This is a genomic window from Arthrobacter sp. K410C (assembly GCF_059090105.1).
The window spans coordinates 22,307-33,963 of the sequence record NZ_JBNHFJ010000002.1; the positions used below are offsets into that span (position 1 = coordinate 22,307).

Sequence of the window (11,657 nt, forward strand, 5' to 3'; positions counted from 1 at the left end):
GTCCGGCGGAGGCCCCCTGGCCGCACTGATGGCCATGTTCCAGTGGATCCTGGCCCGGCTCAACGTATTTCGGCCGATGCGCGCGCTCCGGCACTACACCCTTCAGCGCGGCCCGCTGATGAGCGCCGGCATCGGCTTCAACATGTTTTTCTCCATCACCGGCCTCCTCACCACCGGCTTCTCCATTGCCGGCCTGGTCCTGCGGGGACAGCCGGCCCTGCTGGAGACGGTGATCGACAGTGTGGCATCGAGTGCGCCCGGGCTCTTGAAGCTCAACGGCGACCCCGGGCTGGTGGATCCGCAGGACCTGTTGAACCCGGATGGGCTGGGCTGGACAGCTGTGATCGGCTCGTTGGTCACGGTGGTCACCTCGCTGCGCTGGATTTCCGGTATCCGGGAGGGGCTGCGCGGCGTCCTGCAGCTGGCGCCGCTGACGGTCAACCCCATCCTCCTGAAGCTGCGGGATGCCGGAACGCTGCTGCTGCTGGGTGTTGCGCTGGTGATCAGCGCGGGGGCTTCCCTGGTGTTCGGAGCCGCTGCGGGGTGGGTCTCGGACTTCCTGCGGCTCGATGACGCGCTGGCGGGGCCGTTGACCACCTCCGTCAAGATTGCTGTTCCCCTGGTCCTGGGCTGGGCAACGGCGTTCATCATGTATAAGGTCGCTGCGAGCCTCAAACTGTCCCGCAGGGCACTGCTGGAAGGCACCGTCCTGGCGGCGCTGGGCACCGGCGTGCTTCAGATCTTCAGCACCGAACTGCTGGCAGGCGCCAGCCGCAACCCCATCCTTGCGCCGTTCGCCATCATCATCGGCCTCCTGATCTGGTTCAACCTGGTGAGCCAGGTGTACCTGATCTCTGCAGGTTGGGCTGCCATCCGGGAAGCAGACCTTCGGCACGGCCCCTCAGGTCACGACAAGGGCATGTGGGGCGCACGCCAGGTGCAGCCGGGTAAAGTACCGGTCCAGCCCGGGAAGGCCCCGCTCTACTCCGAGGACGGCAAAGCCGCTACTGCCCGGCGTCGAGGTACTGGTCGGCCCACGCAGCGATAATCCGTGCGGCCCGTGCCGCCTGGCCCTTGCCCGTCAACAGATGGTCGCTGCCCTCCAGGGACACAAAATTGCGCGGGTGGCGGGCCGTCTGGAAGATGGTGCTGGCATTCTCGATTCCCACGGTGTTGTCCGTGGGGGAGTGGAGCACCATCAGTGGCTTGTGCAGCTGCCGGATGCAGTCTGTGAGGTCAGCCCTCTCCAGGTCCTCCACGAAGTGCTTGCGGATCTCCACCCGCTTGCCGCCAAGGTCCACCTCGGCGCTGCCCTCACTCAGGATCTTGTCCAGTGCAGCGTCAAAGACATGCGCAACGTGCTTGGGTGAGAAGGGGGCGCCGACTGTTGCGACGGCGTCGAGCTCCGGAATCTCCCTGGCGGCGGCCAACACTGCGGCGCCGCCGAAAGAGTGCCCCACCAGCAGGGAAATCGCCTTTCCTTCATTCCGCATGAACTCGGCAGCCTTGACCGTGTCCGCCACCTTATGGCTGAACGAACCCGCGGCCCACTCCCCGCCGGAACCGCCAAGGCCCAGGTTGTCGAAGCGCAGCATGCCTACGCCGCTGTCCGCCAGGGCTTTGCACATGCGGGAAGCCGACGGTGCATCCTTGCCCAGGGTGAAGCCATGCGAGAAGACGCCCCAGCCCTTCACCGGGCCTTCCGGCACATCGATGATGCCGGAGAGGATTTCCCCCGTGGAGCCGGCGAACGAGACTTTTTCGGAGCGGGACACCGCGTCCCCTTTCTGTCGTTGATACGACGACGGCGCCGCTCACCGTACGTTTTCCGTACAAGTGAGCGACGCCGTCGTCCGCTTGATCCCTGGTCAGATCTTGCGGGAAAGAATTGCCTGCTTGACCTCGGCGATCGCCTGCGTCACCTGGATGCCGCGGGGGCATGCCTCGGAGCAGTTGAAGGTGGTGCGGCAGCGCCACACGCCTTCCTTGTCGTTCAGGATTTCCAGGCGCATGTCACCGGCATCATCGCGGGAATCGAAAATGAAGCGGTGTGCGTTCACGATGGCCGCCGGGCCGAAGTACTGGCCGTCGGTCCAGAACACGGGGCAGGAGGACGTGCACGCGGCGCACAGGATGCACTTGGTGGTGTCATCGAAACGCTCTCGGTCCTCGGCGGACTGCAGGCGTTCCCGGGTGGGCTCGTGGCCCTTGTTGATAAGGAACGGCATGACCTCGCGGTAGGACTGGAAGAACGGCTCCATGTCCACGATGAGGTCCTTCTCCACCGGCAGGCCCTTAATGGGTTCCACCGTGATGGGCTTGGACGTGTCCAGGTCCTTCAGCAGGGTCTTGCAGGCCAGGCGGTTGCGTCCGTTAATGCGCATGGCATCGGATCCGCACACGCCGTGGGCGCAGGAGCGGCGGAAGGACAGGCTGCCGTCCATCTCCCATTTGACCTTGTGCAGGGCGTCCAGGACGCGGTCCGTGCCGTACATGGTGAGGTGGAAATCATCCCAGGTCGCCTCTTCGGAGACCTCCGGGTTGTACCGGCGGACGCGCATGTGCACATCGAACGTCGGGATCTCGCCGCCACCGCCGACGCCGGCAGGCAGTTCAATCTTTGAGGCTGGCTCAGCGATTTCAGCGGACATCTTAGTACTTCCTCACCATCGGCTCGTAGCGGGTAAAGACAACCGGCTTGGTGGCGAGGCGGATGCCGGCAATTGCTTCTGCCGATCCGTCAGCCGGAGCGTGGTCGTCCTTGTACGCCATGGAGTGCTTCATGAATTTCTCGTCGTTACGTTCCGGGAAGTCCTCGCGGAAGTGTCCGCCGCGGGATTCCTCGCGGTGCAGCGCGGCCACGGTCATTACCTTGGCCAGTTCCAGCAGGAAGCCGAGCTCAACGGCTTCGAGCAGGTCCAGGTTGAAGCGCTTGCCCTTGTCCTGGACGTTGATGCGCTTGTACCGCTCCTCGAAGGAGGCGATATCCTGCAGCACCTGGTTCAGCGTTTCTGCGGTACGGAACACCTGCATGTTCGCGTCCATGGTGTCCTGCAGTTCCTTGCGGATCTGCGCCACCTTTTCGTTGCCAACGCCGTTGCGGGCAATGTCCAGCAGTTCGGTGGTGTACGCCGTCGGGTTCTCCGGCAGTTCCACAAAGCTGGCGGTCTTGGCGTACTCAGCCGCCGCGATGCCCGCGCGCTTGCCGAACACGTTGATGTCCAGCAGCGAGTTGGTGCCCAGGCGGTTGGAACCGTGCACGGACACACATGCCACCTCGCCGGCGGCGAACAGGCCGGGGACAACGGTGTCGTTGTCCTGGAGAACCTCGGTTTCGATGTTCGTCGGAATGCCGCCCATGGCGTAGTGCGCCGTGGGGAACACCGGAACGGGCTCGGTGTAGGGCTCGACGCCAAGGTAGGTGCGGGCGAACTCGGTGATGTCCGGAAGCTTGGCGTCGATGTGGGCCGGCTCCAGGTGGGTCAGGTCCAGCAGCACGTAGTCCTTGTTCGGGCCGCAGCCGCGGCCTTCACGGACTTCGTTGGCCATGGACCGGGCCACGATGTCACGGGGTGCCAGGTCTTTGATGGTGGGGGCGTAGCGCTCCATGAAGCGCTCACCCTCGGAGTTACGCAGGATGGCACCTTCACCGCGGGCAGCCTCGGAGAGGAGGATGCCCAGGCCGGCCAGGCCGGTCGGGTGGAACTGGAAGAACTCCATGTCCTCCAGCGGAATGCCCCGGCGGAAGGCGATGCCCATGCCGTCACCGGTGAGGGTGTGGGCGTTCGAGGTGGTCTTGAAGACCTTGCCGGCGCCGCCGGAAGCGAACACCACGGATTTTGCCTGGAAGACGTGCAGTTCACCGGAGGCGAGGTCGTAGGAGACCACGCCCGCCACGCGCTTCTGCTTGTAGGGGGTGCCGTCCTCGCGGACCGCGTCCTCTTCAACCGTCAGGAGGTCCAGGACGTAGTACTCGTTGTAGAACTCGACGTTGTGCTTGACGCAGTTTTGGTAGAGCGTCTGCAGGATCATGTGGCCGGTGCGGTCCGCGGCGTAGCAGGCGCGGCGGACGGGCGCCTTGCCGTGGTCGCGGGTGTGGCCGCCGAAGCGGCGCTGGTCGATGCGGCCTTCGGGCGTGCGGTTGAACGGCAGGCCCATCTTTTCCAGGTCAAGCACGGCGTCGATGGCTTCCTTGGCCATGACCTCCGCGGCATCCTGGTCAACCAGGTAGTCGCCACCCTTAACGGTGTCGAACGTGTGCCATTCCCAGTTGTCTTCCTCGACATTGGCAAGGGCTGCACACATGCCACCCTGGGCCGCACCGGTGTGCGAGCGGGTGGGGTAGAGCTTGGTCAGTACTGCTGTGCGGGCACGCTGACCTGATTCGATCGCGGCGCGCATGCCAGCGCCACCGGCACCGACGATGACGACGTCGTACTTATGGACCTGCATACCAGATGCTCTTTCTCTCAAAATTCGCTATGGAACAACGGGGCGGCGTTGCCTGCTCCGCAAAACAGGGCCCGCGGGAAAGCCCGCGGGCCCGGGGTGGTGCCGGTGCTAGGCAGGGCAGAATCCGCCCGGCAGGGGAACGCCGTCCACGACGGGGCACGGATCGAAGGTGAAGATCACCAGGGTGCCCAGGACGATGATGACCACGGTGGCGGAGTACAGGACAGTCTTCAGCCAGCGGCGGGTGGTGTCCTTCTCTGCGTAGTCATTGATGATGGTGCGCACGCCGTTGGTGCCGTGCAGCATGGCCAGCCACAGCATGGCCAGGTCCCAGAACTGCCAGAAGGGATCCGCCCACTTGCCGGCCACGAAGCCGAAGTCGATGGCGTGGATGCCTTCGCCCACCATGAGGTTCACGAAGAGGTGTCCGAAGATGAGGACTACCAGCACCACGCCGGAGAGGCGCATGAACAGCCAGGCGATCATTTCGAAGTTGCCGCGGGTGCCGCCGTTGCGCCGGTACTGGGGGGCGATCCGCCCGCTGCGGGGGCTCTCGATGGTTGCAGACATGGCTTAGTGGCCTCCGAGGGCGAGGGACAGGTGGCGGATGGAGAAGGCGACCATGGTCACGACCCACAGGCCCAGGACTGCCCACAGCATCTGCCGCTGGTACTTGGCACCCTTCTTCCAGAAGTCGACTGCGATGATCCGCAGGCCGTTGAAAGCGTGGAACACGATGGCGGCGACAAGGCCGGTTTCGCCAAGGGCCATCAAGGGGTTCTTGTATGCACCGATCACGGCGGTGTAAGCCTCGGGAGACACACGCACCAAGGAGGTGTCCAAAACGTGGACCAACAAGAAGAAAAAGATCACTACACCGGTAATACGGTGTCCTACCCAGGACCACATGCCTTCACGGCCGCGGTACAAGGTGCCAGCTGGTTTTGTCGGCACTGATAAACCTCCCTGCAACACAGCGGCGCTGGCATGAGATCCACGCGGGGGGAACGCCTGCTGCGAGAGCACTCGTAGCTCAGGCCTAAATCTAGGCTCAGCTAACAGCTTATTCAATTTAGGAACGCCTTGGTGCCCTGTAGTGGCGCGGATTTCTGAAAATTATGAGACAAACGCCACACCGCCCGCCCGGTTCATGGCCACACTGTGTCAGCGCTCCGGTTCGCGCGGGAGGCTCCAACGGCTCGTCAGCTAAAGTAGGCGGTGATGAGTACAGACAAAGTGACAAGCCCGGCATCACCCCTTGACCGCTTCATCGCGGTGATCCCGGCCGGCGGAGTGGGGACCCGCCTCTGGCCTCTGTCACGAGCCGCAGCTCCCAAGTTCCTCCACGACCTCACGGGTTCGGGCAGTACGCTGCTGCGCGCCACCTACGACCGGCTGCACCCGCTGGCCGGAAGCCGGATGCTGGTTGTCACTGGCAAGGCGCACCGCGATGCAGTGTGCCGCCAGCTGCCCGAGGTCACGGACTCGGATCTGGTGCTCGAGTCCGAGCCCAAGGACTCGGCGGCAGCCATCGGGCTAGCCGCGGCCATCCTGCACGAGCGCGATCCCGGAACCATCATGGGTTCCTTCGCCGCCGACCAGGTGATCAGCCCGGACGATCTCTTCCAGGCGGCCGTCCGCGAGGCCATCCACACCGCCGCCGCGGGCAAGATCGTGACCATCGGCATCAAGCCCACGCACCCCTCCACCGGTTTTGGGTACATCCGTTCCGGCCAGGACCTCCACATCGAGGGCGCACCCAGCGCGCAGGACGTGGTGGAGTTCGTGGAAAAGCCGGACGAGGCGGTGGCGCAGCAGTACGTGGACAGCGGCAACTACGTGTGGAACGCCGGCATGTTCGTTGCGCCGGTTGCGCTGCTGCTCAAGCACCTCGAAGCCAACCAGCCGGAACTGTTCCAGGGCCTGCAGGAGATCGCGCGTGCCTGGGACACCCCTAACCGGGACGAGGTCACGTCGCGCATCTGGCCCACCCTGCCGAAAATCGCCATCGACTATGCCGTCGCGGAGCCCGCCGCGGAAGCCGGGGACGTCGCCGTCGTGCCCGGAACCTTCCGCTGGGACGACGTCGGTGACTTCGCCTCCGTGGGCAGGCTCAACTCCGCCAAGGAAGTGGATGACGTCACTGTCCTCGGCGAAGGCGCGCGCGTCTTCACCGAGAACTCCAGCGGCGTGGTGGTTACCGACACCAAGCGCGTGATCGCCCTGATCGGCATCGAGGACGTGGTCATCGTGGACACCCCCGATGCCCTGCTGGTCACCACCATGGCCAACTCGCAGCGGGTCAAGGCAGCCGTTGACGCCCTCAAGGCCAGCGGCGACACGGACGTCCTTTAACCCAAAGTTTGCCCGCAGTTCTTGCCGTCACGGTTGCCCGGGATGTAACGCGGTAACCGTGATGGCCTGTATTGCGTCCATCCTCGCTAGAGTGATGAAGTGCGCAATTACACTACTGAAGCCGAGCCCACCGCCCTGGTGTCGCCCTGGCTCGAACCGCTCCTGCCGGAACTGATTGAATTCCGCCGGGACCTGCACGCGCACCCCGAACTCTCCTTCAAGGAGTACCGGACCACGGACAAACTGGCCGAGCGCCTCGAGGAGGCCGGCCTGAAACCCCGCCGCCTCGAGGGCACCGGGCTCACGGTGGACGTCGGCGACGGTCCCATTGCCACCGCCCTGCGCGGCGACATCGACGCCCTGCCCATCATCGAGGAAACGGGCCTGCCGTTCGCGTCCAAGAACCACGGCGTCACCCACGCGTGCGGCCACGACGTACACACCGCCACCATGCTGGGCATTGCCCTGGTACTGCACCGCATGCACCAGGAGACCCCCCTGGGCGGGACCATCCGGATCATCTTCCAGCCCGCCGAGGAGACCATGCCGGGCGGTGCCCACGCCTGCATTGAGCAGGGCGTCCTGGAGGGCGTGCCCCGCATCATGGCGCTGCACTGCGACCCGCGCATCGAAGTGGGCAAGATCGGAACGCGCATCGGGGCCATCACCTCGGCATCGGACACCATCCGGATCGAGCTTTCCGGCCGGGGCGGGCACACCTCCCGGCCGCACCTGACGGAAGAGCTGGTGTTCGCCCTGGCCCAGATCGCGGTCAACGTTCCCGCCGTCCTGTCCCGCAGGGTGGATGTCCGCAGTGGAGTGTCCGTCGTCTGGGGCCAGATTTCCGCCGGATCCGCGCCGAATGCGATTCCCGGCACCGGCTACATGGCGGGAACCATGCGCTGCCTGGACCGCGAGGCCTGGCACGAGGCCGGCGAGCTGCTGGACGAGGTGGTCCACCAGGTGGCGGCGCCCTACGGTGTGGACGTCCGGCTTGAACACACCCGGGGTGTGCCCCCGGTGGTGAACTCCGAACACGAAACGGCGATCATTGAGGCAGCCGCGCGCGCGGAAATCGGCGAGAGCGCCGTGGTGCTGACGCCCCAGTCCATGGGCGGGGAGGACTTTGCCTGGTTCCTTGCCGAGCTCCCCGGCGCCATGATGCGCCTGGGCACCAAGACCCCCGGCGGCGAGGAATATGACCTGCACCGCGGCGACTACATCGTGGACGAGCAGGCCCTGGGCCTGGGCATCCGGGTCCTCACCGCGGCCGCCCTGCGCACCATCCGCGACTTCTAAACGCTTTCGGGAAAGCCCGACGCCGGCACGTGCTGAAGTGCCGGCGTCGGGCTTTTTCATGCCTTACCTGCGCCTCGGAGCTGGGTAAGTTGTGCACAACTTAGTTGCCCGCTACTGTTGGTGCCATGAGTGAAGCTCCCCGCCTGGACCGCCAGGTCTGTTTTGCGCTCTACTCCGCTTCCCGCGCAGCAACCGCCGTATATCGGCCCGTCCTGGAAGACCTGGGCCTGACCTACCCGCAGTACCTGGCCATGCTGGTTCTCTGGGAGAACGAGCCGCGGGGCGTGAAGGAACTGGGCGATGAGCTCGGCCTTGACTCCGGCACCTTGTCGCCGCTGCTCAAGCGGCTTGAGGCCCTCGGCCTTGTTGAGCGGCGCCGATCCGGCGAGGATGAGCGCCGGGTGGCCATCCACCTCACTCCAGCGGGTAGGAGCCTGAGCGCAAAGGCGTCTGCCATTCCGCAACGGCTCGCCGATGCTGCAGGACTCTCTGCCGCGGAGCTCGAGCAACTGCGCGAGACCCTGGGCAAGCTCACCGCCGCCCTGCACGCTGCGCTTTGACCGCCTTCCCGGAACCACCCCACGAGTATTGATCCCGACAGAACGGATATATCCATGAAGCCCCTTTACACTGCAGTTGCCCTTGCCTCCGGCGACGGCCGCGACGGCACCGCCCGTACCCGTGACGGCAGGCTGGACGTTTCCCTCGCCAGCCCGGTTGAACTCGGCGGCACCGGCGACGGGACCAACCCCGAGCAGCTCTTTGCCGCCGGGTATGCCGCGTGCTTCCACTCGGCCCTCCGCCTGGTGGCACGCCAGGAACGCGCCGACCTGACGGATTCCGCAGTGGCTGCCAAGGTGCACCTTGGCCGGCTTGACGGCAGGGAGGGCTTCGGCCTGGCCGCCGAACTGGAGGTTGCGCTGCCTGCCCTGGACAGGGATACAGCCGAGGCCCTGGTTGCCAGGGCACATGAGATCTGCCCCTACTCCAATGCCACCCGCGGCAATATCAGCGTGGACATCAAAGTCCTTGAGTACGCGGCATGAGAGCCGCCACCCTTCCTGCCGCCACCCGGGAAATCCGTCTCGCCTCCCGCCCGGTGGGCCGTCCCGCAGCAGCAAACTTCCGGCTCGCAGAATCGCCGCTGCCCGCGCTGGGCGACGGGCAGGTCATGGTGCGGAACCTCTTCATCTCTGTTGATCCCTACATGCGCGGCCGCATGAACGACGTCAAGTCCTACTCGACGCCCTTTGCCCTCGACGAAGCACTCGACGGCGGTGCGGTGGGCGAGGTGATTGCGTCCCGTTCCACGGCGCTCCAGGAGGGCGACGTCGTCGTACATTCGCTCGGCTGGCGGGAATACGCCGTCCTTGACGGGGAAGCCGCGAAGCCGGCCCGCACCGACTTGGCGCCGGCGTCGGCCTTCCTGGGCGCCCTCGGCATGACCGGCCTGACCGCCTACGCGGGACTGCTCAAGGTCGCCGAGTTCAAACCGGGCGACGCCGTGTTTGTCTCGGGTGCGGCAGGAGCCGTCGGCTCGCTGGTGGGCCAGATCGCCAAGGCCATGGGTGCCTCCCGTGTCATCGGTTCTGCGGGTTCCCCGGCCAAGGTAGCCAGGCTCCTGGAGCTTGGCTTCGATGCCGCCTTCGACTACCACGACGGTCCGGTGCGGGACCTGCTTGAAGAGGCGGCCGGCAGCCGGGGCATCGACGTCTACTTCGACAATGTGGGCGGAGAGCACCTTGAAGCTGCCCTGTCCGTGCTGGACGTGGGGGGACGGGTGGCCATGTGCGGCGCCATAGCCCAGTACAACTCTACCCAGCCCACGCCGGCCCCGCATAACCTGGCGCTGGCCATCGGGAAGCAGCTCACCCTCCGCGGCTTCCTGGTGGGCGGCCAGCGGCAGCACTCCGCAGAGTTCGCCGAGAAAATGGCAGGCTGGCTGGCCGACGGCACCGTCCGGTACGACGAGACCATCGTGGACGGGCTGGAAAACGCTCCGCAGGCATTCATGGACCTGCTGGACGGTGCCAACACGGGCAAGATGCTGGTCAGGCTCTAGCACCTCCGCCTGCCCTGCCCAGTAGGGGGTGCCGCGCGGACGCGGCACCCCGTACTGGTTGGTAACAACTTGTAAACAATCTTAAGGAAGTTGCCTTGCCGTGCTATTGGACGTGGCGCAGGCCACTAAAGTGGGTGCCATCAGTGCGCTCCGGCGCAGTGCTGCGAGCCCTCAGTGAAAACAGAATTTCAGTGCAGAAACGGACACTCATTGAATTCGAGCCGTAGCGCCACTCTCTTCATCCTGGAGGAATCTTGATGTCATCACTGCGTGCACACCTCAAGCGCGGTTCCGTTGCCGGCCTGGCCACGGTGGGCGCCACAGCGCTCGTGCTGGCCGGTTGCGGTGCGCCTCCCGAAGCCGGCGGCGGCTCCACTGCCGGCGCCAGCGACTACACGGGCTGCATCGTCTCCGACTCGGGCGGGTTCGACGACCAGTCCTTCAATCAGTCCTCCTACGAGGGGCTGAAGAAGGCCGAGACGGACCTTGGAATCAAGGTCAACCAGGTGGAGTCCAAGACCAACAACGACTTCGAGCCGAACCTGCGGGCCATGGTGACAGCAGGCTGTGACCTCACGCTGACCATCGGCTTCCTGCTCGGCGACGCGACAAAGAAGCAGGCCGAGGCCAACCCGGACAGCCACTTCGCCATCGTCGACTACAGCTACGACCCGCCGATCAGCAACGTCAAGCCGATCATCTACGATACCGCGCAGGCCGCGTTCCTGGCCGGCTACCTTGCCGCCGGCACCACCAAGACCGGAACCGTGGCAACGTTCGGCGGCATCAAGCTTCCCACCGTGACCATCTTCATGGACGGCTACGCGGACGGCGTGAAGTACTACAACGAGCAGAAGGGCAAGGACGTCAAGCTCCTTGGCTGGAACAAGGAAGCCCAGGACGGCAGCTTCACCGGCGACTTCGAAAAGCAGGACGTTGGCAAGCAGCTCACCCAGAACTTCCTGGACCAGGGCGCAGACATCGTGATGCCCGTTGCCGGCCCGGTGGGCAAGGGTGCCGGTTCCGCCCTCAAGGAAGCCAAGGCTGCCGGCAAGGACGTCAAGCTGATCTGGGTCGACTCCGACGGCTACCTCACCGCCCCTGACTACAAGGACATCATGCTGTCCTCGGTCATGAAGACCATGGGTGAGGCCGTGGAAGCCGTGGTTAAGGATGACAAGGAAGGCAAGTTCAGCAACGAGCCCTACGTCGGTACCCTCGCCAACGAAGGCGTCCAGCTGGCACCCTTCCACGATCTTGACTCCCAGGTTCCTGCGGACCTGAAGTCCGAGCTGGAGCAGATCGAGAAGGACATCATCGACGGAAAGCTGAAGGTGGAATCCGCGGCCAGCCCGAAGGCCTGATTCCTGCATGAGCGCCACCGCCCGGCCCGTTACCGACAGGCCGGGCGGTGGCGCTTTTTGCTGGCCGCATTTCGGGCCCGCCGCCCGCTCATCCTCCGGCTGCACCCACTAGGCTGGTGCTGCAG

The 11,657-nt window shown here is 65.1% G+C and carries 12 protein-coding genes; 7 read left to right on the forward strand and 5 right to left on the reverse strand.

The genetic code is table 11. The annotated features are described in order from the left end of the window. Positions 1-28 precede the first annotated feature (28 nt). A complete protein-coding gene (locus AC5RU7_RS05110) occupies positions 29-1,048 on the forward strand; it encodes a YihY/virulence factor BrkB family protein (protein ID WP_494051382.1) in 1,020 nt (339 codons plus the stop codon). On the opposite strand, the gene AC5RU7_RS05115 is transcribed toward AC5RU7_RS05110, so the two are convergent. The 5 genes from AC5RU7_RS05115 to sdhC all read right to left on the reverse strand — a co-directional run bounded on the left by AC5RU7_RS05115 (position 1,005) and on the right by sdhC (position 5,406). Next, the gene (locus tag AC5RU7_RS05115; protein WP_494010665.1) at positions 1,005-1,775 is read right to left on the reverse strand and encodes an alpha/beta hydrolase family protein; all 771 of its coding nucleotides are present in this window, start codon (positions 1,773-1,775) and stop codon (positions 1,005-1,007) included. The genes AC5RU7_RS05110 and AC5RU7_RS05115 overlap by 44 nt on opposite strands. A gap of 93 nt (positions 1,776-1,868) precedes the next feature. Beyond that, positions 1,869-2,651, reverse strand: coding sequence for a succinate dehydrogenase iron-sulfur subunit (locus AC5RU7_RS05120; protein ID WP_494051383.1), 783 nt, complete (start codon positions 2,649-2,651; stop codon positions 1,869-1,871). Between the two features lies 1 nt (position 2,652). After that, positions 2,653-4,452: a succinate dehydrogenase flavoprotein subunit gene (sdhA, locus tag AC5RU7_RS05125; RefSeq protein WP_494051384.1), complete on the reverse strand. Its 1,800-nt coding sequence runs from the start codon at positions 4,450-4,452 to the stop codon at positions 2,653-2,655. A gap of 108 nt (positions 4,453-4,560) precedes the next feature. Then, a complete protein-coding gene (locus tag AC5RU7_RS05130) occupies positions 4,561-5,022 on the reverse strand; it encodes a succinate dehydrogenase hydrophobic membrane anchor subunit (RefSeq protein WP_494010662.1) in 462 nt (153 codons plus the stop codon). A gap of 3 nt (positions 5,023-5,025) precedes the next feature. Next, the gene (gene sdhC, locus AC5RU7_RS05135) at positions 5,026-5,406 is read right to left on the reverse strand and encodes a succinate dehydrogenase, cytochrome b556 subunit (RefSeq protein WP_015936418.1); all 381 of its coding nucleotides are present in this window, start codon (positions 5,404-5,406) and stop codon (positions 5,026-5,028) included. A gap of 267 nt (positions 5,407-5,673) precedes the next feature. Between sdhC and AC5RU7_RS05140 the strand changes: the two genes are divergently transcribed. From AC5RU7_RS05140 to AC5RU7_RS05165, 6 genes are all read left to right on the forward strand, one after another. Continuing rightward, entirely contained in the window at positions 5,674-6,807 is a 1,134-nt protein-coding gene (locus tag AC5RU7_RS05140) for a mannose-1-phosphate guanylyltransferase (RefSeq protein WP_494010661.1), read from the forward strand. Positions 6,808-6,906: 99 nt separating this feature from the next. Beyond that, positions 6,907-8,106, forward strand: coding sequence for an amidohydrolase (locus AC5RU7_RS05145; RefSeq protein ID WP_494051385.1), 1,200 nt, complete (start codon positions 6,907-6,909; stop codon positions 8,104-8,106). A 125-nt stretch (positions 8,107-8,231) separates the two neighbouring features. Then, positions 8,232-8,666, forward strand: coding sequence for a MarR family winged helix-turn-helix transcriptional regulator (locus tag AC5RU7_RS05150; protein WP_494051386.1), 435 nt, complete (start codon positions 8,232-8,234; stop codon positions 8,664-8,666). A 54-nt stretch (positions 8,667-8,720) separates the two neighbouring features. Continuing rightward, on the forward strand, positions 8,721-9,152 hold the full coding sequence (locus AC5RU7_RS05155) for an organic hydroperoxide resistance protein (RefSeq protein WP_494051387.1): 432 nt from the start codon (positions 8,721-8,723) through the stop codon (positions 9,150-9,152). Further along, entirely contained in the window at positions 9,149-10,168 is a 1,020-nt protein-coding gene (locus tag AC5RU7_RS05160; RefSeq protein ID WP_494051388.1) for an NADP-dependent oxidoreductase, read from the forward strand. The genes AC5RU7_RS05155 and AC5RU7_RS05160 overlap by 4 nt, the downstream gene beginning before the upstream one ends. 257 nt (positions 10,169-10,425) lie before the next feature. Next, positions 10,426-11,532 (forward strand): BMP family lipoprotein, encoded by a 1,107-nt coding sequence (locus tag AC5RU7_RS05165; RefSeq protein WP_494051389.1) that lies wholly within the window; start codon positions 10,426-10,428, stop codon positions 11,530-11,532. Positions 11,533-11,657 lie beyond the last annotated feature (125 nt).

Coding starts and splice junctions, on each gene's coding strand:
- AC5RU7_RS05110 (WP_494051382.1), top strand. CDS start 29: ATGGCCATGTTCCAGTGGATCCTGGCCCGGCTCAACGTATTTCGGCCG.
- AC5RU7_RS05120 (WP_494051383.1), bottom strand. CDS start 2,651: ATGTCCGCTGAAATCGCTGAGCCAGCCTCAAAGATTGAACTGCCTGCC.
- sdhA (WP_494051384.1), bottom strand. CDS start 4,452: ATGCAGGTCCATAAGTACGACGTCGTCATCGTCGGTGCCGGTGGCGCT.
- AC5RU7_RS05130 (WP_494010662.1), bottom strand. CDS start 5,022: ATGTCTGCAACCATCGAGAGCCCCCGCAGCGGGCGGATCGCCCCCCAG.
- AC5RU7_RS05140 (WP_494010661.1), top strand. CDS start 5,674: ATGAGTACAGACAAAGTGACAAGCCCGGCATCACCCCTTGACCGCTTC.
- AC5RU7_RS05150 (WP_494051386.1), top strand. CDS start 8,232: ATGAGTGAAGCTCCCCGCCTGGACCGCCAGGTCTGTTTTGCGCTCTAC.
- AC5RU7_RS05155 (WP_494051387.1), top strand. CDS start 8,721: ATGAAGCCCCTTTACACTGCAGTTGCCCTTGCCTCCGGCGACGGCCGC.
- AC5RU7_RS05160 (WP_494051388.1), top strand. CDS start 9,149: ATGAGAGCCGCCACCCTTCCTGCCGCCACCCGGGAAATCCGTCTCGCC.
- AC5RU7_RS05165 (WP_494051389.1), top strand. CDS start 10,426: ATGTCATCACTGCGTGCACACCTCAAGCGCGGTTCCGTTGCCGGCCTG.